20 protein-coding genes are annotated in these 25,833 nt (G+C 45.7%); 18 read left to right on the top strand and 2 right to left on the bottom strand.

Annotated features, from left to right (window positions below):
* Window positions 1-58 precede the first annotated feature (58 nt).
* From DMI82_RS00415 to DMI82_RS00385, 7 genes are all read left to right on the top strand, one after another.
* The gene (locus tag DMI82_RS00415; protein ID WP_227573899.1) at window positions 59-1,984 is read left to right on the top strand and encodes a Type II secretory pathway, pullulanase PulA and related glycosidase; all 1,926 of its coding nucleotides are present in this window, start codon (window positions 59-61) and stop codon (window positions 1,982-1,984) included.
* Window positions 1,935-2,528: a DUF5662 family protein gene (locus DMI82_RS00410; RefSeq protein ID WP_021977109.1), complete on the top strand. Its 594-nt coding sequence runs from the start codon at window positions 1,935-1,937 to the stop codon at window positions 2,526-2,528. Before DMI82_RS00415 ends, DMI82_RS00410 begins: the two co-directional genes overlap by 50 nt.
* Window positions 2,529-2,585: 57 nt before the next feature.
* Complete coding sequence (locus tag DMI82_RS00405; RefSeq protein WP_110102003.1) at window positions 2,586-3,164, top strand: DUF6553 family protein; 579 nt, start codon at window positions 2,586-2,588, stop codon at window positions 3,162-3,164.
* 141 nt (window positions 3,165-3,305) lie between these two features.
* The gene (locus DMI82_RS00400) at window positions 3,306-6,227 is read left to right on the top strand and encodes an insulinase family protein (RefSeq protein ID WP_110102002.1); all 2,922 of its coding nucleotides are present in this window, start codon (window positions 3,306-3,308) and stop codon (window positions 6,225-6,227) included.
* A gap of 68 nt (window positions 6,228-6,295) precedes the next feature.
* Window positions 6,296-7,204 (top strand): GTPase Era, encoded by a 909-nt coding sequence (gene era / locus DMI82_RS00395; RefSeq protein ID WP_015525809.1) that lies wholly within the window; start codon window positions 6,296-6,298, stop codon window positions 7,202-7,204.
* A gap of 2 nt (window positions 7,205-7,206) precedes the next feature.
* Window positions 7,207-7,965: a DNA repair protein RecO gene (gene recO / locus DMI82_RS00390; RefSeq protein WP_110102001.1), complete on the top strand. Its 759-nt coding sequence runs from the start codon at window positions 7,207-7,209 to the stop codon at window positions 7,963-7,965.
* Between the two features lie 193 nt (window positions 7,966-8,158).
* Window positions 8,159-9,553, top strand: coding sequence for a glycine--tRNA ligase (locus DMI82_RS00385; protein WP_092069375.1), 1,395 nt, complete (start codon window positions 8,159-8,161; stop codon window positions 9,551-9,553).
* A gap of 31 nt (window positions 9,554-9,584) precedes the next feature.
* On the opposite strand, the gene DMI82_RS00380 is transcribed toward DMI82_RS00385, so the two are convergent.
* The gene (locus DMI82_RS00380) at window positions 9,585-10,457 is read right to left on the bottom strand and encodes an AraC family transcriptional regulator (RefSeq protein WP_022426301.1); all 873 of its coding nucleotides are present in this window, start codon (window positions 10,455-10,457) and stop codon (window positions 9,585-9,587) included.
* 461 nt (window positions 10,458-10,918) lie between these two features.
* Between DMI82_RS00380 and DMI82_RS00375 the strand changes: the two genes are divergently transcribed.
* The 4 genes from DMI82_RS00375 to DMI82_RS00360 are packed head-to-tail and all read left to right on the top strand — an operon-like array spanning window position 10,919 to window position 16,145.
* Window positions 10,919-12,214, top strand: coding sequence for an ABC transporter substrate-binding protein (locus tag DMI82_RS00375; RefSeq protein ID WP_015525814.1), 1,296 nt, complete (start codon window positions 10,919-10,921; stop codon window positions 12,212-12,214).
* 2 nt (window positions 12,215-12,216) lie between these two features.
* Complete coding sequence (locus DMI82_RS00370) at window positions 12,217-13,095, top strand: carbohydrate ABC transporter permease (RefSeq protein WP_110102000.1); 879 nt, start codon at window positions 12,217-12,219, stop codon at window positions 13,093-13,095.
* A complete protein-coding gene (locus DMI82_RS00365) occupies window positions 13,095-13,937 on the top strand; it encodes a carbohydrate ABC transporter permease (protein ID WP_015525816.1) in 843 nt (280 codons plus the stop codon). The genes DMI82_RS00370 and DMI82_RS00365 overlap by 1 nt, the downstream gene beginning before the upstream one ends.
* 27 nt (window positions 13,938-13,964) lie before the next feature.
* Window positions 13,965-16,145 (top strand): alpha-galactosidase, encoded by a 2,181-nt coding sequence (locus DMI82_RS00360; RefSeq protein WP_110101999.1) that lies wholly within the window; start codon window positions 13,965-13,967, stop codon window positions 16,143-16,145.
* A 90-nt stretch (window positions 16,146-16,235) separates the two neighbouring features.
* Here the strand turns inward: DMI82_RS00360 and DMI82_RS00355 are convergent, their stop codons facing one another.
* Window positions 16,236-17,114, bottom strand: coding sequence for an aldose 1-epimerase family protein (locus tag DMI82_RS00355; protein WP_015525818.1), 879 nt, complete (start codon window positions 17,112-17,114; stop codon window positions 16,236-16,238).
* Window positions 17,115-17,385: 271 nt separating this feature from the next.
* Here DMI82_RS00355 and ppdK point away from each other — a divergent pair, with 271 nt between their 5' ends.
* The 7 genes from ppdK to pabB all read left to right on the top strand — a co-directional run bounded on the left by ppdK (window position 17,386) and on the right by pabB (window position 25,790).
* A complete protein-coding gene (gene ppdK, locus DMI82_RS00350) occupies window positions 17,386-20,016 on the top strand; it encodes a pyruvate, phosphate dikinase (protein WP_110101998.1) in 2,631 nt (876 codons plus the stop codon).
* A gap of 194 nt (window positions 20,017-20,210) precedes the next feature.
* Window positions 20,211-21,263: a 16S rRNA (cytosine(1402)-N(4))-methyltransferase RsmH gene (gene rsmH / locus DMI82_RS00345; RefSeq protein ID WP_110102119.1), complete on the top strand. Its 1,053-nt coding sequence runs from the start codon at window positions 20,211-20,213 to the stop codon at window positions 21,261-21,263.
* A 141-nt stretch (window positions 21,264-21,404) separates the two neighbouring features.
* Window positions 21,405-21,869: a GtrA family protein gene (locus DMI82_RS00340; RefSeq protein ID WP_015525821.1), complete on the top strand. Its 465-nt coding sequence runs from the start codon at window positions 21,405-21,407 to the stop codon at window positions 21,867-21,869.
* Window positions 21,870-21,931: 62 nt separating this feature from the next.
* On the top strand, window positions 21,932-23,269 hold the full coding sequence (locus DMI82_RS00335; protein WP_110102117.1) for an MATE family efflux transporter: 1,338 nt from the start codon (window positions 21,932-21,934) through the stop codon (window positions 23,267-23,269).
* Between the two features lie 144 nt (window positions 23,270-23,413).
* Window positions 23,414-23,623: a DUF1858 domain-containing protein gene (locus DMI82_RS00330; protein WP_021650997.1), complete on the top strand. Its 210-nt coding sequence runs from the start codon at window positions 23,414-23,416 to the stop codon at window positions 23,621-23,623.
* Between the two features lie 153 nt (window positions 23,624-23,776).
* A complete protein-coding gene (locus DMI82_RS00325; RefSeq protein WP_110101997.1) occupies window positions 23,777-24,364 on the top strand; it encodes an anthranilate synthase component II in 588 nt (195 codons plus the stop codon).
* Window positions 24,365-24,368: 4 nt separating this feature from the next.
* Complete coding sequence (gene pabB / locus DMI82_RS00320) at window positions 24,369-25,790, top strand: aminodeoxychorismate synthase component I (protein WP_110101996.1); 1,422 nt, start codon at window positions 24,369-24,371, stop codon at window positions 25,788-25,790.
* Window positions 25,791-25,833: the final 43 nt, after the last annotated feature.

The following is a 25,833-nucleotide window of genomic DNA, read 5'->3' as shown; positions in this document are numbered from 1 at the left end:
TCCGGCGAAAAGGATTTCTATGGATTTGAATAATAAAAAGAGAAAAGGAGGAGTTGCCTTGGCAAGCCGCAGATTAGGTCGAGTGGAGAAAGGTCAGCCGCTGATACTTGGAGCCAACAAAATGGAGGGCGGTTATAATTTTGCAGTGGAGGCATCGGAGGATTCTGAAGTATCCCTGCTTTTATATAAAAAAAGAGGAGCTGCCGCACCGGTGGAGATCGTTTTTCCAAAGGATTTCCATACAGGACGTGTGTGGGCACTGAAGCTGTGCAGTGCTTCTCTGAAGGAGTTTGAATATAATTATAAAATAGACGGTGAGATCGTGCAGGATCCGTATGCATACGGACTTCACGGGAGAGAGCATTTCGGAGTACCTTACGATCCGGAAAAGGAGGTCCGCTGTCGCTTCCTTAATGAGAATGTTTCCGGCTGGGAAAATGAAACTGCACCGGCAGTAGAATATGAAAATATGATCCTGTACAAGCTTCATGTCCGTGGTTATACGAAGCTTGCCAGAAAGATGGTTTCCCATAAGGGGACTTTTCTTGGCCTGACAGAGATGATCCCTTACTGGAAAGAACTTGGGATCAATGCCATTGAACTGATGCCTGCCTATGAATTCTGTGAGGTTCCGATCAATAAACCGAAGGAAGGCAGTGAACACATCAAGACCCGTCGAAAGGAAAATGTAGTGAATTACTGGGGCTATGCATCCGGCTTCTATTTCAGCCCGAAGAGTGCTTACTGCAGCACCAGAGAACCGGAGCAGGAATTTCGGTATATGATCCGGGAGCTGCACAAGAACGGCATTGCCTGTATCATGGAATTCTATTTTCCGGAGGAAACAGACAGCCTGATGGCTCTTCGAGCTTTGCAGTTCTGGAGAGATTTTTACCATGTAGATGGATTTCATGTGCTGGGAGAGGGCTTTAACCGGGAGATGCTTCTTCGGGATGGAATCCTTTCCGGAGCAAAACTGATCTTCCAGGGCTTTGATTTTGATCATTTTTACAGAGGAAAGCTCCCGGCCAGACGTTGCGGAGCGGAGAGCAATATGAATTTTCTCCAGGATATGCGCCGTTTCCTGAAAAGCGATGAAGGTATGGTGGAGGCTGCAGCATGGCATATCCGTCATAACAGCGAGAATCATGGAGTGATCAATTACATGGTCTGCCAGGACGGGTTTACCATGAATGACCTGGTGAGCTACAATTATAAACATAACGAGGCCAATGGCGAAGGCAATCAGGACGGAAGCAGCTATAATTATTCCTGGAACTGCGGTGTGGAAGGCCCTACCCGTAAGGTTTCCGTCCGTCAGATGAGGGAACGCCAGATCAAAAATGCCTTTCTGATGATGCTGCTGAGTCAGGGTGTTCCCATGATCTATCACGGCGATGAATTCGGCAATTCCCAGAGCGGAAACAATAATGCCTACTGTCAGGATAATGCTACCGGCTGGACAGACTGGAAGGGCCTTTCCAGAAACCAGGGACTGAGGGAATTTGTAAAGGATGCCATTGCTTTTCGTAAAGCCCATCCCGTTCTTCATATGCCGGTGGAACTGAAAGGGGTAGATTATCTGACCAAGGGGTTCCCGGATGTGTCTCTTCACGGGGAACGTGCCTGGTATCTGAGCTATGAGAATACCAGCAGGCTTCTTGGTATGATGTACTACGGAGCCTATGCAAGGGAAAAAGAGGATCTGGAGGCTGCAGAGGATGATTTTATTTACATCGGCTATAATTTCCACTGGGAAAACCGGAGCCTTGCTCTGCCCAATCTCCCGGAAGGCATGTGCTGGAAAAAAATCGCAGATACCTCTCTTCACGGAACAGGATTCTGTCTGGAGGAGGAAGAAGAATATAAAAAATCAATCGAAATAGGCCCCCGCGCCATTGTGGTATTGCTGGGCAGACAGGAGGCGGAGAAAGATGCGATCATGGCACCCGTGGCTGCACTTCAGGACCATCACGAGGCATAAGCTTCTGGTGATGAAATATTGTTTTCGTATCGGGTTATATAAGCAGGGGTTGCTTCATGACCTGTCCAAATATTCCCCGACGGAATTTCTGGTAGGCTGTAAATATTATCAGGGTACAAGAAGCCCCAACAACGCAGAACGTGAGGCAACCGGCGTATCCATGTCCTGGCTGCACCATAAGGGAAGAAACAGACACCATTTTGAACATTGGGTAGACTATTCCCTTGACGGTGAGCATGTGATCATGGGAGCCAGAATGCCCAGAAAATATGTGGCGGAAATGGTCATGGACCGGATCAGTGCTTCCAGAAACTATCTGGGAGAGGAATATACCTATCATGAACCATTGCAGTATTTTCTGAAAAGCAAGGAGAAGCTGTGGTTTATCCACCCACAGACAAAGAAAGAGCTGGAGGGACTTCTCCGGATCCTGGATAAATACGGAGAGGATAAGACCCTGTGGTATATCCGCAATGTATATCTATGTGATAACCGCGGAAAAAAAGTGAAAAGCCCTGGGAAAAAGCTTCGAAATCACAGATAGGGGTGTATTTTTGGCAAGTTGTCTGATATAATATTCAGATATCAGGAGGAAGAATGAATGGATACACCAACAATTGCGAAATACTATAGAGAGAAAGATCCCATGGAGCGCCTGAAGCTTCTGGAGCAGTCCATTGCAGCAGGAGAAGAACCGGAAGAAAACAGGATCCGCAAGGAACTCTGGGAGATCCGTTACAGCGATAAAGCTGAGACTGGTGATACCAGGGCAGACGGTTATCTCGGTCTCTGGATGACCATGGAGTTTAACCGGAATTCCGCTTCCAGATTCTTTGGTACAAGAAGTGCGAAGAAAGAGATAGGCAAGTATCTTAAGAAGCTGAAATTTCAGGAGTTCCAGGAAAAGGGCGGCCTTTATGAGGAGCTTCTTTACCGGGAATGCTGTCATCTGGTTCTGGTCTACATGGATCTCTGTCAGACAGATAAATCCTATAACACAACGATTTTCGGCCTGATCCACATCAAGGAGGACAGTGCGAAGGCCAAGGTCCAGAGAGACATCAGGGAAACAGCTGTGGAGCTTCCGGCTAATCTTGGAATGGAAGCTGAGCTTGGAATCATCACAAGAGCTGCCAGAGAGATCTACAGGCAGTATTATCCCAACGAAGGAAACATTTAGGAGGCCGGAGAGCTTCCGTTTCAGGCTGTCTGACTACTCAGGCAGCCTTTTGTTGCCATGCATCCGATAAAATATTCTGAGATTTTTTGAACGAAGATTCATATCGGGTGTGAAGAGAAACATTCAGGAGGTTACTATTTTATGAATCCCAATCATCTGAACGCATATGAAGTCCTGAAGGAAGAGGAGCTTCAGGATATTCATTCAAAAGGATGGCTTCTGAGACACAAAAAAACAGGAGCCAGAGTGATGCTCATCGAGAATAGTGATGAGAATAAGGTTTTTAACATTGCATTCCGTACACCGCCGAAAAACAGCACAGGTGTTGCTCACATACTGGAACACAGCGTACTGTGCGGCTCCAGGGAATTTCCGCTTAAGGATCCTTTTGTGGAGTTGGTAAAAGGTTCTCTTAATACCTTCCTTAATGCCATGACCTATCCGGATAAGACCTGCTACCCGGTAGCAAGCTGCAATGACCGGGATTTCCAGAATCTGATGCATGTATATCTGGATGCCGTGTTCTATCCGAATATTTACAAAAAAGAAGAGATCTTCCGTCAGGAAGGCTGGAACTACCATCTGGAGAAAAAAGAAGGCCCGCTGAAATACAACGGTGTCGTTTACAATGAAATGAAGGGTGCTTTTTCCTCACCGGACGATGTTCTGGAGAGAGAGATCATGAATTCTCTGTTCCCGGATACCACCTATGGCTGTGAGTCCGGCGGAGATCCGGTAAATATCCCGGATCTCAGTTACGAGGAATTTCTGGATTTTCACAGACAATATTATCATCCGTCCAACAGTTTTATCTATCTCTATGGAAACATGGATATGGAGGAGAAACTGGAGTTTATTGACAGCCATTATTTGTCTGCTTTTGATTCCCTTACTATTGATTCCGAGATCCGGGATCAGGAAGCTTTTGCCCAGGTAAAAGATATCCGGAAAAATTATCCGGTATCAGAGGACGAAGGAGAAGAGGATAACACCTATCTTTCCTACAATATGGTTGTGGGCGAGGCAGCAGATATCAACTTAAGTCTTGCTTTCGAGGTTCTGGATTACGCACTTTTAAGCGCACCTGGTGCACCGCTGAAGCAGGCACTTCTGGATGCAAAGATCGGCAAAGATATCTATGGTTCTTTTGAGGATGGCATCAAACAGACCTATTTCTCCATCGTGGCAAAGGGAGCCAACTTAAGCCAGAAAGAGGAATTTGTCAAAGTGATCCGTGACACCCTCACAAAGATCGCAGAGGAAGGCATCGACAAAAAGGCGGTAACAGCCGGAATCAATTACTATGAATTCCGTTTCCGCGAAGCAGATTTTTCTTCCTATCCGAAGGGGCTGATGTATGGCCTGGATATTTTAAGCAGCTGGCTTTATGATGATACGAAGCCGTTCTGTGAGGTGCAGCTTCTGGAGGGCTTTGAGTTCCTTAAGAAAGCCCTGGAAGAGGGATATTTTGAGGAGCTGATCCGAAAATATCTTCTGGGCAACACTCATGGTGCAATCCTTTCCTTGGTACCGGAGAAGGGCCTTGCAGCAAAGAGGGATAAGGAACTGGAAGAAAAGCTGGAGAATTACAGAAAGAGCCTTTCTGATGAAGAGCTTACCCGGATGGTAGAGCACACCAAAGCGCTGGAGGCTTATCAGGAAGCGGAGGAAGCTCCGGAAGCGCTGACCTGCATCCCCATGCTCTCCAGAGAAGACATCAAAAAAGAGATCACAGGGCTGACAAACGAGGAGCACCATGTGGAGGACAGCTTGTTTCTGTATCATGATGTGTGCACCAATGGTATCGGTTATGCGGATCTTCTTTTTGAGATCCATGACTTTGATGTTGATACAGTCCATTATCTGGGACTTCTGAAATCTGTGCTTGGTGCAGTGGATACGGAGAATTACACGTATGGCGAGCTGTTTAATGAAGTGAATGCGAGAACCGGCGGTATTGCCTATGGGATAGAGGTTTTTGATGATGCCCAGGATACCGATGCATTCCGTGCCATGTTTGCCGTAAGAGGAAAAGCGTTATATCCGGAGATGGATTTCATGTTTTCCATGATCCGGGAGGTTCTTACAACTTCGAAGCTGGATGACACCAAACGTCTCTACGAGATCATTGCCAGAGTGAGATCCAGAGCCCAGGCCAGCCTTGCAAGTGCAGGCCATTCCACCGCCGTTCTCCGTGGTGCTTCCTACGCATCTCCGATGGCGGCATTCCAGGATGAGATGGCAGGAATCGGATATTATCAGTTTATCGAAAAACTGGAGAAGGATTTTGACAGCTGCAAGGATGAGATCGTGAAAAATCTCCGTAAGGTGATGGAAGAGGTCCTTCGTCCGGAGAATTTCTGTGTAAGCTATACTGGAGAGAGAGAATCTCTGGATGTAGTAAAAGCACAGGCTGCCGGGATCAAAAAAGTCTTGTTTAACGGACAGAAGCCGGAGTCTGTGAAGCAGGCCCCCTGCATAAAGAAAAACGAAGCCTTCAAGACTTCCGGCCAGGTCCAGTATGTGGCACAGAACGGAAACTTCCGCAAAAAAGGCCTGGAGTATACCGGTGCACTGGAGATCCTGAAAGTGATCTTAAGCTACGATTATCTCTGGATCAACCTTCGTGTAAAGGGTGGAGCGTATGGCTGCATGAGCGGCTTTAAGAGAAACGGAGAGAGCTTCCTGGTATCCTACCGTGATCCCCATCTAAAGAGAACCCTGGAAGTATACCAGGGAGTGCCGGATTATATCCGTGCCTTTGAGGCAGACGAGCGTGAGATGACAAAATATATCATCGGAACGATCAGCAACAAGGATGTGCCGAGAACTCCGCAGATGCAGGGAAGTATCTCAAAAACCGCATATTTCTCCAATGTTACAGAGGATATGCTCCAGAAGGAAAGAAATCAGATCCTCGGAGCGCAGAAGGAGGATATCCAGAAACTGGCAGCTCTTGTAGAAGCAGTACTTTCCGATGATCAGATCTGCGTAGTAGGAAGTGAGACTGCAATAGAGAAGGCGGAAGATGTATTCATGGAAGTGAAGCCACTGATCGGCTGAGGAGAAACAAAGCCTGCTGTCCGTTAAATGGGATAGCAGGCTGTGAAAGGATTATGAGAGGATAAAGAATGGATAACAATTTTAGATCAGGCTTTGTTGCGATCATCGGAAGACCGAATGTTGGAAAATCCACGCTGATGAACCATCTTATCGGACAGAAGATCGCCATCACATCAAACAAGCCACAGACAACCAGAAACAAGATACAGACCGTGTATACCTGTGATGAGGGACAGATCGTATTTTTGGACACACCGGGTATCCACAAGGCAAAAAACAAGCTTGGAGAATACATGGTACAGGTTGCGGAGAGAACCCTGAAGGAAGTAGATGCCATTATGTGGCTGGTGGAGCCATCCACATTCGTAGGTGCGGGAGAGCGCCACATTGCCGAGCAGCTGCAGAAGGTTGGAGTTCCTGTGATTCTCATCATCAACAAGATCGATACGGTAAAAAAAGAAGAGCTTCTTCCTGCGATCGATACCTACCGTAAGATCTGTGATTTTGCAGAGATCATTCCTTGCTCTGCCCTCCGCGGAAAAAACACACAGGATATCATTCCAAGTATTTTCAAATATCTTCCGTACGGACCGATGTTCTATGATGAAGATACTGTTACCGACCAGCCTCAGCGCCAGATCGCCGCAGAGATTATCCGTGAGAAGGCTCTGCATGCACTGGATGAGGAGATCCCTCACGGAATCGCCGTTGCCATCGACCGGATGAAGAAACGTCCGGGAAGAAGCAACATCATAGATATTGATGCGACCATCATCTGCGAGCGTAATTCCCACAAAGGCATCATCATCGGAAAACAGGGTGCCATGCTGAAAAAGATCGGAAGCAATGCCCGCTATGAGCTGGAGCGTATGCTGGAAGCAAAGGTAAACCTAAAGCTCTGGGTCAAGGTGACTAAGAACTGGAGAGACAGTGATTTCCTGATCAAGAACTTTGGATATGATAAGAAAGAAATCTGAAAATGAGTGATCTGATTACCGTACAGGGAGTGGTACTTTCTGCCATGCCGGTAGGGGATTATGACAAGCGGATCGTCCTTCTCACAAGAGAGAGGGGGAAGATCTCCGCTTTTGCCAAGGGAGCGAGACGGCAGAACAGTCCGTTCATGGCAGCAGCTAACCCGTTTGTATTCGGAAGCTTTACTCTTTATGAGGGAAGGACAAGCTATAATCTGAACCAGGTCAGCGTGCAGCATCATTTTGTGGAGCTGGCCACCCGGCAGCCGGGGGTTTACTATGGATATTATTTTCTGGAGCTGGCAGATTATTTTGGCAAAGAGGGAACGGATGAGAAGGAGATGATGAATCTTCTCTATGTGACCATCAAAGCCATTTTGAATCCTCATATAGAAGACCGGCTGGTGCGCTGTATCTATGAACTGCGGACTATGGTGAGCCAGGGCGTGATGCCGCAGCTGTTTCAGTGTGCGGGCTGCGGGAGAGAGCTTACGGAGGAAGAAACCGGAGAACTTTTTTTCTCCCAGGACGAGCATGGGATCCTGTGTGCGGACTGCAGTAGGATGGCCATGGACAGGAAACGGATCTCAGCGGCTGCCCTGTATGCCATGCGCTACATAGCCGTGTCCCCCCTGGCAAAGCTGTATACGTTTACAGTGCGGGATGATGTGCTGCGGGAACTGGAACGCCACATTTACCGGTATACGGAGCTGAATACAGACAAGCGGTTTAAAAGTCTGGAGATCCTGGAATTGATGAGATAGATCACTGCCGGCTGCGGAATAACCGTAACGATTTATTTTTCAAAAGCAGGACAGGATGCAATGCAAATGGAAATATCCTTGAAAAATCATGAGGATACTAGTATAATAAGACCAAAAATGTAAAAAAGCAGCTTTTTCCGGAGCTTTCCGGACGCATTTGGCGGAACAGCTGCAAGTCAAGAGGAGAGAAATCATGGAAAAGACAATGGAAAAGATCGTAGCTCTTGCAAAAGCCAGAGGATTTGTTTACCCGGGTTCCGAGATCTACGGCGGCCTGGCAAACACATGGGATTATGGAAATCTCGGTGTAGAGCTTAAAAATAACGTAAAACGTGCATGGTGGCAGAAATTCATTCAGGAGTCTCCATACAATGTAGGTGTTGACTGTGCGATCCTTATGAACCCGCAGACATGGATCGCTTCCGGACATCTTGGCGGATTTTCTGATCCTCTTATGGACTGTAAAGAGTGCCACGAGCGTTTCCGTGCAGATAAGCTCATTGAGGACTTTTGTGCAGAGCATGACATTGCCATTGAGGGAAGCGTAGATGCATGGTCCCAGGAGAAGATGATGGACTTCATCAAAGAACACGAGGTAGGATGTCCGAGCTGTGGTAAACACAACTTCACAGATATCCGTCAGTTCAACCTGATGTTCAAGACATTCCAGGGTGTTACCGAAGATGCCAAGAATACTGTATATTTAAGACCGGAGACTGCACAGGGTATTTTCGTAAACTTCAAGAACGTACAGAGAACATCCCGTAAAAAGATCCCGTTTGGTATCGGCCAGATCGGTAAATCCTTCCGTAACGAGATCACACCGGGTAACTTCACATTCCGTACCCGTGAGTTCGAGCAGATGGAGCTTGAGTTCTTCTGCGAGCCGGATACAGATCTTGAGTGGTTTGCATACTGGAAGAAGTTCTGCCTTGACTGGCTGAGTGCTCTCGGACTTAAGGATGATGAGGTTCGTTACCGTGACCATGATAAGGAAGAGCTGAGCTTCTACAGCAAGGCTACCACAGATGTGGAATTCCTTTTCCCATTCGGATGGGGTGAGCTCTGGGGAATCGCTGACAGAACAGATTATGACCTGACACAGCATCAGAATGTATCCGGCCAGGATCTCACATACTTTGATGATGAGAAGAAACAGAAATATATCCCATACGTTATCGAGCCATCACTTGGAGCAGACCGTATGGTACTTGCTTTCCTCTGCAGCGCTTACGATGAGGAAGTTCTGGATGAAGAGAAGAACGATGTCCGTACAGTCCTTCATTTCCATCCGGTACTTGCACCGGTTAAGATCGGTGTGCTTCCGCTTTCCAAGAAGCTTAACGAGGGTGCTGAGAAGATCTACCAGCAGCTTTCCAAGAAGTACAACTGTGAGTACGATGACCGTGGAAATATCGGTAAACGTTACCGCAGACAGGATGAGATCGGTACTCCGTTCTGTATCACTTATGACTTCGAGTCTGAGAATGACGGTGCAGTTACAGTCCGTGACCGTGACACTATGGAGCAGGTACGTGTGAAGATCGATGAGCTTGATGCATACTTTGCTGATAAATTTACATTTTAAGTAAATAAATTTTTTAATAAAAAACCTCCGGTTATTTTCTGGCCGGAGGCTTTTTTTCAATAAGTCTGTTTTTCATCCGCCAGTTTCTTGGCGACATTCCGTATACATTTTTGAAAGCCCGGGAAAAATGCAGCTGATTGGGATATCCGACTGCATTTCCGATATCTGCGATAGACAGGGCTGTGATCTTAAGAAGTTCTGCAGCTTTGGTCATGCGATAGCTGATCAGGAATTCCTGGGGAGAACGTCCGATGGTGTCGTGGAAGATCTTACCGAAGTAGCTTCGGTTCAGGCCGCAGCAGGCTGCGATATCCTCAATGGAAATATCATTTTGGAAATTCTGTTCAATAAAAGAGAGCGCCTCCTTGATATAAAAATCACGGATACTTCCATCCTGTTTCATGCGGACAGTTTCAGTAGAGCGCATAAAGTAATCCAGAAAAAGCCAGGTATGTCCGATAAGATGAAAGGGTGATTCCTGGGAATTATGGCTGATATAAAGCATTTCCTCCATCATTTTCTGGCGGAGATCTGCAGAGTGGCTGTGATAGACCGGATGGTCCGGACTTAAACCTGCAGTTTCCACGATCTCTTTTGCCCGGAGCCCGTCAAATTCCACCCAGGTGTACTCCCATGGAAAGTCGGTATCTGCAATGTAGGTGTTGATCTGACCGGGAAAAAGCATGAAACCCTGGCCGCTTTTTACCTGATAGGTGATGGTCTCTCCTGCGGAATTGTCTGCCATCAGAGTTCCGGTACCGGAGATCACATAATGAAAAATATAATGGTTTCGTGCGGCCGGGCCGAATGAATGTGCCGGAGCGCAGTGCTCCCAGCCGTATTGGTATAGTCCGATATCAACAAAGTTTTCATTTGGAAAAACGGAGAAGAGAAGGTCATTCATATTTTTATCCTTTAGGCGTATGATTTTGTCTGGTTTCAGTAACATTATATATTAAAACAGCAGGGAACTTCAACATATGTATAAAAATGCAATTACAAAAACAGCCTGTAAAATATACTAAAAAGAGGAGGATAATCGATAAAACTTTGTGAGAAAATTAAGTTTCTCGAGAAACTTGTTGATTTTCGATAAATTCGGAATATACTAATTTTAGATAAAAGTAGTGATATAGGCGTAAAATATATCAAAATGCTAGATGACTTTAATGAAGACAGAGAAAAATTGCATTTTGGTATAAAACAAGAAAAACACTGCTATTTATGCAAGCATAAAGCTATGTTAAAATAGCTTTCAGAAAAAAGAAACCAGAGAATAAGTATTGGAGAGCCCGGATAGCCATATCAGTTAAATGGGTGATATCCGACTTATCAAATAAAAGGAAAAGGAAGGAGCATTACAAGATGCGCAACAGAAGTAAATGGATCCTCTGTATGGGACTTGCCTTTACCATGGCAGCTTCCGTTACATTGAGCGGATGCGGCACAGGTAAAAAGGACAGCGGAAAGACAGAGATCGAACTTGTGCAGTATAAACCGGAAGCGGTTAAGGCATTTGAAAAACTGGAAGAAAAATTCAATGCCACTCATGATGATATCCATCTTACCATCGAATCACCAAACGATGCTATGACTGTATTGAAGACAAGATTTATCCGTGAGGATAATCCGGATATCATTGGAATCGGAGGCGATGTTAACTTTTCCAATTTTATTGATTCTGATATGCTGATGGATATTTCCGATTATCAGGGACTGGATTCGATCAAAGATGCATATAAAGAAATTGATAAAGCGCTGGAATTCGTTCCGGAAGACGGAGTCTATGCGGTTCCTTACGTGGCCAATGCCGCCGGAATCCTTTACAATCGTGAGCTTTTCAAGGAGCATGGCTGGCAGATTCCGACTACATGGGATGAATTTATGAGCCTTTGCCAGGAAATTCAGGATGCAGGTATCCAGCCGCTTTATTTCGGATTTAAAGATACCTGGACCTGTCTTGCACCGTGGAATTCTATTGCGGTAGATCTTGCACCAGCCGATGTATGCCGCCAGGTAAACCAGGGAAACACTACTTTTGCAAAAGAGTATAAGGAAGTAGCAGACCGTATGCTGGAGCTTATCCAGTATGGACCGGATGATCCCTTTGCCTATGATTACAATGGAGCCTGCACCGCTTTTGCAAAAGGGGAGGCTGCCATGTATCCCATCGGAAGCTATGCGATCCCACAGATTCAGAGTGTAAATCCGGATATGGATATTGATTCTTTTGTAACACCGGCAAGCAATGATCCGTCAGAAAACAAACTGAATTCCGGAGTTGACCTTCAGTTCTGTGTGATGGATGACTGTGAGAATAAGGAAGCTGCATATGAAGTGCTGGATTTCCTTCTTGAGGATGAGAATATACAGACATATCTGGATGACCAGAAGGCAGTTCCCTGTAAAGAGGGTGATTTCACACTTCCCTCTACTCTGGATGGTATGAAGGAATACATAGAAGAGGGAAGGATGGCCGACTACCAGGATCATTATTATCCTACAGAGATGGCTGTGGATGCACAGATCCAGACCTTCCTGATGAAAAAGGATAAAGATGCATTCCTGAAAAAATTTGATACAGACTGGACAAGATATAACCGTGACATTATCCGTAAAGTACAGGACTATGAGGAGAAGAACGGGGAAGGAGAGAACTGATCATGGGAAAAAAATCTATGAGTGGAAGAAAGCTGACCTTTCTTCTGATCACCATTCCGATCGTGGCATTATTTTTCTGCTTTAACACACTGCCTCTGATCAAGGGTGTGATCTACAGCTTTACGAACTTTAAAGGCTATGGAAGCTATGACTGGGTAGGACTTCGAAACTATAAGGATCTTTTTACAGACAGCCGTGTTGGCGGTTCCTATCTGTTTACCTTTAAGCTGGCCATCGTGGCAACTATCGTAACGAATGTACTCAGCCTGATCCTGGCACTTGGACTGAACAGCAAGATCCGTTTCAAGAGTGCAATGCGTGGAGCTTATTTTATTCCTAATGTACTTGGCGCACTGGTCGTAGGATATATTTTCAATTATTTCTTTACATATATCCTGCCTGCATTCGGAAAGATGGTCGGAAATAAAACATTGTCTTCCAGCATGCTTTCCAGTACGAGCTTGGCATGGGTTGCCATCGTGATCGTGTGTGCATGGCAGTCCATTGCAATGAATACGATCATCTACATTTCCGGTCTTCAGACAGTGCCGGAGGATGTATACGAGGCAGGCGCTATTGATGGTGCTACCGGATTCAGCAAGTTCCGTTACCTGACATTCCCGCTGATCGTTCCGTTTTTCAGCATCAACATGGTTCTCTGTGTGAAAAACTTCCTGATGGTATTTGATCAGATCATGGCTTTGACAAAGGGTGGTCCTGCACAGAGTACAGAATCCATTTCCTATCTGATCTATAACAATGGTATGAGTGGCGGTCAGTTTGGATTCCAGAGTGCCAATGCGGTTATATTCTTTATTGTGATCGTGATCATTTCTGCAGTGCAGTTGACTATCACAGGGAAAAAGGAGGAGCAGCTGTAATGAAAACGAAAGTAAGAGAAAAAGCGAACTGGCCGGTAACGATCCTTCTGATCCTTGGCCTTATCACAGTGGTATTTCCGCTTTATATGACAATTGTGATCGCATTCAAGCAGCCGACAGAGATGACCAACAGTGTAGCCGGGATCCTGTCTCTGCCAGAGAAATTCAGTCTTGCCAATTTCAGGGAAGCTATGGAGGTAACAGACTTCTGGCATTCTCTTGGAAACAGTGTATTGATCACTGTGATCACAGTGGTTCTTGCTATTGTAATTCATTCACTTTTAGGTTATGCTATAGCCAGAAACAAGAGAAGTAAATTTTATAAATTTATCTATCTCTATGTAGTGAGCGGTATGTTTGTTCCGTTTGCTATCCTGATGATGCCGCTTGTAAAGCAGACTGCTGAGATGGGCCTTGATAACAAAGTCGGTGTGATCATTCTTTACACGGTATTTTATATGCCTATGAACGTGCTTCTTTATTCCGGATATCTGACAAACATTCCAATGGCCCTTGAGGAGGCTGCCTGTGTGGATGGAGCCAGCACCTGGAAAACATATTGGAAGATCATCTTTCCGATCATGAAGCCGATGCATGCCACAGTGGCAGTTCTGACAGCACTTGGAACCTGGAATGATGTTATGACTCCATTGGTTATCATGTCCGGATCTACGGGTGGAACCACATTGCCTCTGGCACAGCTGAATTTCCAGACTCAGTTCGGAACAAACTATAACCTTGCGTTTGCCTCTTATCTGCTGGCACTGCTTCCGATCCTTCTGTTTTATCTGATCTGCCAGAAGCATATTTTAAATGGTGTTGTAAACGGTGCCGTAAAATAAAAACACAAGAAAAAGGAGGATTCACATATGGGAATCATCTACTGCGAGAAAGACAGAACGTTTACCCTGCAGACAAAAGAAACTACATATCAGATGCAGGTGGATCAGTACGGATTTCTTCTTCATCTCTATTATGGTAAAAAGGCAGAAGGCTGCATGGATTATCTTCTGACCTACTATGACAGAGGATTTTCCGGAAATCCCTATGATGCGGGAACAGACAGAACCTATTCCATGGACTCTCTTCCACAGGAGCTTTCCTGCTACGGAAACGGAGATTTCCGCAGTGCATCACTGATGCTGGAAAACGGTGACGGAAGCATGAGCTGTGATATGCGTTACAAGAACTATACTATCCGTGACGGTAAATACAGCCTTCCGGGGCTTCCGGCGGTTTATGCAGATAATGATGAGGCACAGACTCTGGAGATCGTACTGGAGGATCCGGCTACTGGCGTGGAGGCCATGCTTCTTTACGGTGTACTTCCGGAACTGGATATCATTACAAGAAGCGTCTATATCCGCAATCAGAGCAGTGAGAAGATCTATGTGAACAAGGTGATGTCCGCAGAACTGGATTTTCTTTACGGAGATTATGACCTGCTTACTTTTTACGGAAGACATGCCATGGAGCGGAATCTGCAGAGAGTACCGGTGGCTCATGGAAGTCAGATGATCGGCAGTGTCCGTGGCACATCCAGCCATCAGTATAATCCGATGATGATCCTGGCAGAGAAGGACACAACAGAGGATCATGGAGGCTGCTATGCTATGTCCTTTGTATATAGTGGAAATTTCCAGGGTGAGGTTCTTAAAGATCAGTACAATCAGACAAGAATGCTCCTTGGTGTACAGGAGGAGTGCTTCCGGTATCCGCTGGAAGCCGGGGAGACCTTCTATGCACCTGAGGTGATCTTAAGCTACACAGATCAGGGAATGAACCGTCTTTCCCAGAATCTGCACAGCTGCATCCGTCATCATATCTGCCGTGGTAAATATAAGACAGAGGTCCGTCCGGTGCTGGTAAACAGCTGGGAGGCAGCATATTTTGATTTTACAGGGGAGACTTTATATAATCTGGCAAAAGAGGCAAGGAGCCTTGGTATCGATATGCTGGTTCTGGATGACGGCTGGTTTGGAAAACGTGACGATGACAACAGTGGTCTTGGGGATTGGTATGTCAATGAGAAGAAGCTTGGAGAGACTCTCGGCGGACTGGTAAAAAGAGTCAATGACCTTGGAGTGAAATTCGGTATCTGGATCGAGCCTGAGATGATCTCTGAGGACAGTGATCTTTACCGTGAGCATCCGGACTGGGCACTTACGATTCCGGGAAGAAAACCAGTGAGATCCAGAAATCAGCTGGTACTTGATTTTTCCAGAAAAGAAGTTGTAGACGGAATCTTTGGACAGATCAGTGCGGTATTGGATAATGCCAATATTGAGTACGTTAAATGGGACATGAATCGAAGCCTGATGGATGTATTTTCCGTAATGACCAAGGATCAGGGACGTGTAATGTATGATTATGTCCTGGGATTGTACGATTTTCTGGATCGTATGGTGAACCGTTATCCGGATCTTCTGATCGAGGGCTGCAGCGGCGGCGGCGGAAGATTTGACGCAGGTATGCTGTATTACACACCGCAGATCTGGTGCAGCGACAACTCCGATGCTATAGACAGGCTTCGGATCCAGTATGGCACTTCCTTCGGATATCCGGTATCGGCCATGGGAGCACATGTATCTGCAGTGCCGAACCATCAGACAGGAAGGATCACTCCGTTACATACCAGAGGTGTGGTTGCTATGTCCGGAACCTTCGGCTACGAGCTGGATCTTCTGAAGCTGACTGAGGAAGAAAAAGATGAGGTCCGCAGCCAGATCGGGGAATTCCGTAAATATGCGCCACTGATCCAGAACGGACGGTACTATCGTCTGACAGATCCGTTTAAGAGTGAGGTCTGTGCATGGGAGATCGTTGGAAATTCTCAGGAAGAAGTTCTGCTCAATGTTGTCATGGAGGAGATCCATGGAAATATGACTGTGAATTATGTGCAGCTTCGCGGCCTTGATGAGAGTGCACTTTATAAGGAACAGACTACCGGCAGGATCTATTCCGGAGCTGCTCTGATGCATGGTGGAATGCCGCTTCCTGCAGAGTTTGGGGAGTACAGAGCTTATCAGTATCATTTTGTGAGAGAATAAGAGCGTATTGAGACAGTAAGATAAATAAAAGGATCCGTCATACAGACAGCTGAAAAAGCTGATGTATGGCGGATCTTTTTTTATCATAGCTCAGTGTACGGTGATCTGATAGCTCTTGATAAATTCCTCATCCGGTTTCAGCACATTGATATTTGCTTTTTCGGAAAGAGGCTTTTCAAAACCACAGTCATCACAGCGTCCCATCCACGGCTCCAGGCATACGAAGGGAGCACCGGGTACGGACCAGATACCGAAATTCGGGAAGCCCTCACTGGTAAGTGTCAGATATGGAGTTCCGTCCGGGAAGAGGATACCGGCCTTTTGGATCTGGCCGTTATCAAAAACAAGAGCGTCTTTATCAAACATATGAGGAGCAATGGAACAGGTTCCGTTTTCAAGGGAAAGTGTATGTGGCTCGTCAGCAAGGACTGTTCCTACAGACGTATCGATAAGGAGATAGGTAAGAGTGTCCAGGCCTTCAAAAGCAAGACGGTAATCACTCTGGGATTCGCCTTCACGTACCGGAACACGGAATGCCGGATGGCCGCCGATGGTAAAATACATAGTTTCAGAATCATTATTAACTACTTCCCAGCATACTTCCAGGTCGTGCTTCTTCAGAGTGTAGGTGATCTTCAGAGCGAAAGCAAACGGATAAACATTCAAGGTTTCTTCAGAGGACTTAAGGACAAAGGAAAGGGAAGTATCGGTGATATCCGTGCAGATAAAATCGCTGTCCCTTGCAAAGCCGTGCTGGCTGGAAGGATATTCCTTTCCGTTCAGACGCCAGATATCTTTGTAGTTACGTCCCACGTTGGGAAAAAGTACAGGTGCATGGCGTTTCCAGTAAGCCGGATCTGCCTGCCAGAGGATCTCCCTGTCATTAGTCTTGTCATAGATGCCGGTGAGTTCAGCACCGTGATCGGAAACGGAAATCTTAAGAAAGCTGTTTTCAATCGTTCGTGTCATGATAAACCTCCTGTATGACAGCATTCGGGTAATATTACCTCGGAATTGCTGCATGTTTTTTTCTATTTTAGCACATTTTTCAGATGATAACGAGAAAAATACAATCTGTGAAAAATATAACTGGAAAATCTGTCATATTTCACAAGAGAAATTGCTGTTTTTTGGAAGAATAACCTTGACTAATGAAGGATAAATCTATAAAATAATTATGTGCGTAGAAAACATACATTTTTTATGTTTTAAAGAACAATAATTAGGAGGAAAATGTAAAATGGCAAAATGGGTTTACATGTTTACAGAAGGTAATGCTACTATGAGAAATCTTCTGGGCGGCAAAGGTGCCAACCTTGCTGAGATGACAAACCTCGGTCTTCCTGTACCGCAGGGCTTCACAATCACAACAGAGGCCTGCACACAGTACTACGAGGATGGCAGATCCATCAACGATGAGATCATGGCTCAGATCATGGAAGCAATTACCAAGATGGAAGGAGTTACCGGTAAGAAATTCGGTGACAAAGAAAATCCTCTGCTTGTATCCGTTCGTTCTGGTGCGAGAGCATCTATGCCAGGTATGATGGATACAATCCTCAACCTTGGTTTAAATGAAGAAGTTGTTAACACTCTTGCTGAGAAATCCGGCAATGAGCGTTGGGCTTGGGACTGCTACAGAAGATTCATCCAGATGTACTCTGACGTAGTTATGGAAGTTGGTAAGAAATACTTCGAGGAGCTCATCGATGAGATGAAAGCTAAGAGAGGTGTTAAGCAGGACGTTGAGCTTACAGCTGCTGACCTGCATGAGCTTGCTGACCAGTTCAAAGCTGAGTATAAATCCAAAATCGGTGCTGATTTCCCAACTGATCCGAAGGAGCAGCTGGTAGGCGCAATCAAAGCCGTATTCCGTTCCTGGGACAACCCACGTGCGAACGTATATCGTCGTGACAACGATATCCCATATTCCTGGGGTACAGCTGTTAACGTACAGATGATGGCATTCGGTAACATGGGTGATGACTGTGGTACAGGTGTTGCCTTCACACGTGACCCTGCTACAGGTGCTAACGGTCTGTTTGGTGAGTTCCTTACCAATGCACAGGGCGAGGACGTAGTTGCTGGTGTTCGTACACCTATGCACATCTCCGAGATGGAGCAGAAGTTCCCGGAAGCATTCGTACAGTTCAAACAGGTTTGCGAGACTCTTGAGAAACATTACAGAGACATGCAGGATATGGAGTTTACTGTAGAGCATGGTAAACTGTATATGCTTCAGACACGTAATGGTAAGAGAACTGCACAGGCTGCTCTTAAGATCGCTTGTGACCTCGTTGATGAGGGAATGAGAACTGAGGAAGAGGCTGTTGCAATGATCGATCCTCGTAACCTTGATACACTTCTTCATCCGCAGTTCGATGCAGCTGCTCTTAAAGCTGCTACACCGATGGGTAAAGGTCTTGGTGCTTCTCCAGGAGCTGCTTGCGGTAAGATCGTATTCTCTGCAGAGGACGCTGTTGAGTGGGCTGCAAGAGGAGAGAAAGTTGTTCTTGTTCGTCTTGAGACATCCCCAGAGGATATCACAGGTATGAAAGCTGCTCAGGGTATCCTGACAGTTCGTGGTGGTATGACATCTCACGCAGCTGTAGTTGCTCGTGGTATGGGATCCTGCTGTGTATCCGGATGCGGCGATATCGCTATGGATGAGGAGAACAAGAAATTCACACTTGCTGGTAAAGAGTTCCATGAAGGAGATGCAATCTCCATTGATGGTACAACAGGTAACATCTATGACGGACTTATCCCGACTGTAGATGCTAAGATCGCTGGTGAGTTCGGACGTATCATGGGATGGGCTGACAAGTACAGAACAATGAAAGTTCGTACAAACGCTGATACTCCTGCTGATGCTAAGAAAGCTCGTGAGCTTGGTGCAGAGGGAATTGGTCTTTGCCGTACAGAGCATATGTTCTTTGAGGGCAACAGAATCGATGCATTCCGTGAGATGATCTGCTCTGAGACAGTAGAGGAGAGAGAAGCAGCACTTGCTAAGATCCTTCCGGAGCAGCAGGGAGACTTCGAGAAACTCTATGAGGCACTTGAAGGAAATCCTGTAACAATTCGTTTCCTTGATCCGCCACTTCATGAGTTCGTTCCTACAGAGGAAGAGGACATCAAGAAACTGGCTGATGCTCAGGGCAAGACTGTAGAGCAGATCAAGACAATCATCGCTTCCCTTCACGAGTTCAACCCGATGATGGGACATCGTGGATGCCGTCTTGCTGTTACTTATCCAGAGATTGCTAAGATGCAGACAAGCGCTGTTATCCGCGCAGCTATCAACGTTAAGAAGAATCATCCGGATTGGAACATCAAACCGGAGATCATGATTCCGCTTGTTGGTGACATCAAAGAGCTTAAATATGTTAAGAAATTCGTTGTAGAGACAGCAGATGCTGAGATCAAAGCAGCAGGTTCTGACCTTGAGTACGAGGTTGGTACTATGATCGAGATCCCGAGAGCAGCTCTTACAGCTGATGATATCGCTAAAGAGGCTGACTTCTTCTGCTTCGGTACAAACGACCTTACACAGATGACATACGGATTCTCCCGTGATGATGCTGGTAAGTTCCTTAACGCATACTATGATGCTAAGATCTTCGAGAACGATCCATTTGCTAAACTTGATCAGGTTGGCGTTGGTAAACTCATGAAGATGGCAATCCAGCTTGGAAAACCGGTTAACCCGAAACTTCACGTAGGTATCTGCGGTGAGCACGGTGGAGATCCGTCTTCCGTAGAGTTCTGCAACGAGATTGGACTTGACTATGTATCCTGCTCACCGTTCCGTGTACCGATCGCTCGTCTTGCAGCAGCACAGGCAGCAATCGCTAAGAAGAACGCATAAGTAAGAATACATTTCAGGCTGAAGTTTCAGTCTGAGCATATATAAAGCTTCTGGCAGTCTGTAGAAATACAGATTGTCAGAGGCTTTTTTTCTTTATGATATTTTTTGAAGTATTCCGACGGTTTACGAAAAATAGGATTCATGGTATCATGAAAGAAACAGGGCAGATAAAGCCGGAGGATAAGGAGAATTTTATGAATCAGGAATCACAGACACCTCATAAGAGACGTGTACGATATAAAGGAAAATATCCGAAGAAATTCGAGGAGAAATATAAAGAGCTTCAGCCTGAAAAGTATAAGGATACCATTGAACATGTGATCAGCAAGGGAAACACACCGGCTGGAATGCATATTTCCATTATGGTAAAAGAGATCATTGATTTTTTGGAGATCAGGCCGGGACAGGTTGGATTTGATGCTACACTTGGTTACGGTGGGCATACAAAGGCCATGCTGGAATGTCTGAGAGGTCAGGGACACATGTACGCCACGGATGTGGACCCGGAAGAATCTGCCAAGACAAGAAAACGTCTGGCAGAGCAGGGATTCGGAGAAAATATCCTGACAATTAAACTCCAGAATTTCTGCACCATTGATGAGATCGCAGAGGAAGTTGGAGGCTTTGATTTTATCCTTGCGGATCTTGGGGTGTCTTCTATGCAGATCGACAATCCCAAGAGAGGCTTTTCCTTTAAGGTGGATGGTCCTCTGGATTTAAGGCTGAACCAGGAAACCGGGATCAGCGCAGCACAGCGTCTGGATACCATTTCAAGAGAAGAGCTTGCAGGAATGCTGGATGAGAATTCCGATGAGCCGTACTGTGAGGAGATCGCGAAGGCCATCACAGATGAGATCCGCAGAGGAAACCACATAGATACCACTACGAAGCTTCGAGAAGTCATTGAGAAGACATTGTCCTTCCTTCCTGAAAAAGAGAGGAAAGACACGGTGAAAAAAACATGCCAGAGAGTTTTCCAGGCACTGCGTATTGATGTGAACCGGGAATTCGAGGTCCTCTATGATTTTATGGAAAAACTTCCCGGAGCGCTGAAGCCAGGCGGCCGTGTAGCAATCCTTACCTTCCATTCCGGAGAGGACAAGCTGGTAAAGAAAGCCTTAAAGCAGGGTTATAAAGACGGCATCTATTCCGACTATTCAAAAGATGTGATCCGTCCTTCCGCACAGGAATGTGCACAGAATGGGCGCGCCAGATCCACGAAGATGCGCTGGGCTGTGAAGGCCTGAGTGAAGAGTGAAAGAGCAGTTCTGATACAAATACAGAAACAGAAAAATCCTGGAATGCGTTGACATTCGGGATTTTTTTTGCTATGTTATATAAGTTTACATATGATAAAGCTACGGCTTAAACTGAATAGGAGAAAGGGTATGGATGTGGAGGAAAAGAAGGACATTTTTGATAAACTGATGCATCTTCCGGTGCTGAATATATTTGAACCTTTTTATAAGAAACATAAGGAAGTTCTGATGTATCTGTTCTTTGGAGGGCTCACATTTTTTCTGAACATTGCATTGTATGCATGGCTGGATAAGGGCCTGGGCATGAATGCGCTGATTGCCAATGTGATCTGCTGGGTGGTCTGCGTACTGTTCCAGTATTTTACAAACAGGACATGGGTATTCGATGGGCAGGTGGATTCCGCCGCCGGATTTTTAAAGCAGATGGCTTCGTTTTTCGGAGGACGGCTCTTTACTCTGATTGTGGAGGAAGCAATCCTTGCGGTATTTATCACCTGGCTTGGATTTAACAGCATGGCAGTGAAACTTGTTGCTCAGGTGGTTGTGATCGTATTGAATTATGTGATCAGTAAATTGATTGTTTTTAAAAAATAAAAGATAGTTATATTTGTGGAAAAGGAGTTGGACTGAAATTGACAAAGGACAAGACCAATGATATGACCGTGGGAAATCCGGTGAGCCTGATCATCCGCTTTATGATTCCCATGTGTCTCGGAAATATTTTTCAGCAGTTTTATAACATTGCGGATTCCATTGTTGCGGGGCAGTTCCTGGGAGTAGATGCGCTGGCTGCAATCGGAAGCACCGGTTCACTGATGTTTTTTGTTACCGGATGGCTTAACGGACTGAGCAGTGGCTTTGCCATTCTGGTATCCCAGTGGTTCGGGGCGAAGCAATATGATAAGATGCGTCATTACGTAGCTATGTCCATTTATCTGGCAGCAGCCTTTGCCATTGTGATGACCATTGGCTTTGAGGCTTTGAATGAACCGATTCTGCGGCTGATGAATTCACCGGAGGATCTGATGGGATCTGTGAAGGGATATATGGGAATTATTTATGCAGGCCTGATTGTAACAGCGGCATATAATTCACTGGCAGCGTTTCTCCGTGCACTTGGAGATTCAAAATCTCCGCTGTATTTTCTGATCATTTCGGCAGTGATCAATGTGTTCCTGGATATTCTGTTTATTGTAAAAATCGGGATGGGAGTGGAAGGCTGTGCCTATGCTACGGTTATCGCGCAGGCAATTTCCGCAGTCTGCTGCCTGATCTATATTATCAAAAAGTTCCCGATCCTGCATCTGAAGAAAGAAAACTTTGAAGTTTCTTTTACCAGCTTCCGTTATCTGCTGGCCCTTGGTATTCCCATGGGACTTCAGTTTTCCATCACAGCGATCGGAACCATTATTGTGCAGGGTGCGGTAAATATTTACGGTTCTGTATATATGGCAGGATTTTCCGCTGCGGGAAAAATACAGAATATCATTGCAACGGTATTTGTAGCTTTTGGTGCGACGATGGCAACCTATGTAGGACAGAACCGGGGCGCCGGAAAGATGGACCGTGTAAAAGCAGGAATGAAATATACCCAGATCATGGTCCTGATCTGGAGTGTGATCACTATGATCATAATGTTCTTTTTCGGAAAGTACATGACCTGGTTATTTATTGACAAGTCCCAGACGGATGTTATTAATGTTTCTGTTACTTATTTTCATACGGTATTCTGGGCATATCCGTTCCTTGGAAGTATCTTCCTCTACCGAAACGGACTTCAGGGACTGGGATATGGCTTGGTTCCCATGCTGGGCGGTGTGTTTGAACTGGCGGCAAGAAGTGCGATCGTTATGTTTGTTGCAGGAAAAACAAGTTTTGCAGGTGTATGTCTGGCGGATCCTGCCGCATGGATCGCAGCGCTGATTCCTCTGATCCCGTATTATATTTATGTGATGAAAAAGTGGAGCAGGGGAAAAAAGGAAACTGCTGCCTGAGTGGGTATAATACAGAAAATGAAAAGAATAAATTTAGGCTTGCAATTATGGAAGATACAGTTATAATGATATTATAACTGCGGAAAAAACCAGTAAACCGGGATTCCGGGTAAGATTACAGATCCAGAAGGGAGAATATAGATCATGGAAATCACAAAGGAAACAACAATGGGCGAGATGCTTGCATACGATGAGAAGATCGCATACATTCTTATGCAGGAAGGAATGCACTGCATCGGTTGTCCGTCTTCTATCGGTGAGTCTCTTGAGGAGGCATGTATGGTACACGGACTTGATGTAAACGCTGTACTGGCAGACATCCATCATTATGAGGAAACCAAGAAACAGAAATAATCAGCAGTACAATTTATATTAGGACGTACAGATTACGGACCGCAAGGGGATAACGACTGTGCATGTCTTTTTGACATGCCGTCGTTATCCCTTTTTTTGTGAGCAGACGATGAAGAGAGTCTTAAATATCTGCTTGATATGGAGGAAAAAAGCATGTATGTGATGATCGATAATTTCGATTCATTTGTTTATAATCTCAAGGCATATTTTCAGGAGCTTGGAAGAGAGATCCTGGTCAGACGCTGCGACGAGATCACCCTGGAGGAACTGGAAGAGCTGAACCCGGAAGGAATCATCCTTTCTCCGGGACCGAAGCGTCCCTGGGATGCGAAGCTCTGCGTAGATACCGTAAAAAGATTTCAGGGAAGGATTCCTGTTCTTGGTGTCTGTCTGGGCCATCAGGTGATTGGCCACTGTGGGGGAGCAGTAGTGGAAAAGGGTGTGTGTCCCATGCACGGAAAAGTAACAGAGATCCACAACCACGGAACAGGAGTGTTTGCAGGCCTGCCTGAGAAATACAAGGTGACAAGATACCATTCCCTGATCGTGCGGGAAGACAGCATTCCGGAGGAGTATCAGGTGGATGCGCTTTCTGATGATGGTGCTGTTATGGGAATTTCCCATAAAGCATTGCCTATCTATGGTGTTCAATTCCATCCGGAAGCCGTTCTTACGGAATATGGACATGAGCTTCTTGAGAATTTTTGCAGGATCGCGGAGAATTTTCAGAAGGAGGAGTAAAAATATGTACAAAAATCAGCGAAGAATAAAAGAACTGACCCCATATATCTCGGCAGTGGACATTTTTCGGATCTACGAGAGAGAACCCGGAGCAGCGTTTCTGGATTCCTCCCTTGTCAATGAGCTGGGACATTATTCCGTGATCGGAAGATGTCCGTATCTGAAGCTGGTAAAGGACGGAGAGAACTTTACTATCAACGGAAGGCCGGAAACAGAAACAACCTTTGAAGACTATATGCGGGAATATTTAAATACCCATGAGGACAAAAATAGCAGCGGACTTCCCATCGTATCCGGCGCAGTAGGATATTTTTCCTATGATTACGGAAGAAAACAGATGGGAGTACCATCCGGAGAAAAGGATCTTGTGACTGTTCCGGAGGCAGTTCTGACGTTTTATGACTGTTTTATCATAGAAGACTGTCAGGAAAAAAGAACCTATCTTGTGTCAAATGGAATCAGTGCAGACGCTGCAGCAGAAATCGGAGCGATGGAAAAAGCAATCCGGGAATTTACAGAGGCGGGGAAACAGGAAGGATCGGAAACAGGGGAAAAAAAGGAATCCGGAAACAGGATGGTCACGGAAAATTCTCACCGTGAGAAATTCAGGATCCAGGTTCATCCCAATTTTGAAAAAGAAGAATACAAGCAGGCAGTAGACCGGATGATCCGCTATATTATAGAGGGCGATATCTATATTGCCAATATGACGCAGCAGCTGACCATTGAAAGCGAAAAACCACCTCTGGATGTTTTTTATGATCTTCGGAAAAATAATCCGTCTCCTTTCGGCGGATATCTGGATTTCGGAGATTATCAGATCGTCTGTGCATCTCCGGAACGTTTTCTGAAGATGAAAGACCGTCATGTAAATACCCGTCCTATAAAGGGAACAAGAAAACGTGGCGTAACATCTGAGGAAGATGAAATGCTCCGTCGGGAGCTTCAGGATTCCGGAAAAGATAAGAGTGAACTTCTTATGATCGTAGACCTGGAGCGAAATGATCTGAACCGGGTGTGTACACCGGGAAGCGTGAAGGTAACCGAGCTTTTTACAGTGGAAGCATACGCTACGGTTTTTCATCTGGTATCGGATATTGAAGGAAAACTGGAAGAAGGAAAAAATGTTATGGATCTTCTGGAGGCTGCATTCCCCGGCGGTTCTATTACCGGTGCGCCGAAATACCGTGCCATGGAGATCATTGACGAGCTGGAACACGGAAAGAGAAATCTTTATACAGGCTCTATCGGCTACCTGACACTGGACGGAAGCTGTGATTTCAACATCGTGATCCGTACAGCTCTTCATAAAAACGGAAAATATCACCTTGGCGTTGGCGGCGGGATCACAGCAGAGTCAGATCTGGAATTTGAGTACGAGGAAACTCTGCAGAAGGCGAAAGCAATCCTGGATGCACTGCAGTAGAGAAACATACAGAACGGTAAAAGTGAAAGGCTCTGTGGACAGA

The sequence above is a fragment of the Blautia sp. BCRC 81119 genome (assembly GCF_003184505.1).
GTDB lineage: Bacteria > Bacillota > Clostridia > Lachnospirales > Lachnospiraceae > Blautia_A > Blautia_A fusiformis.
Note: the sequence above shows the minus strand (reverse complement) of the source record. Positions and strands in the feature narration are given on the sequence as shown.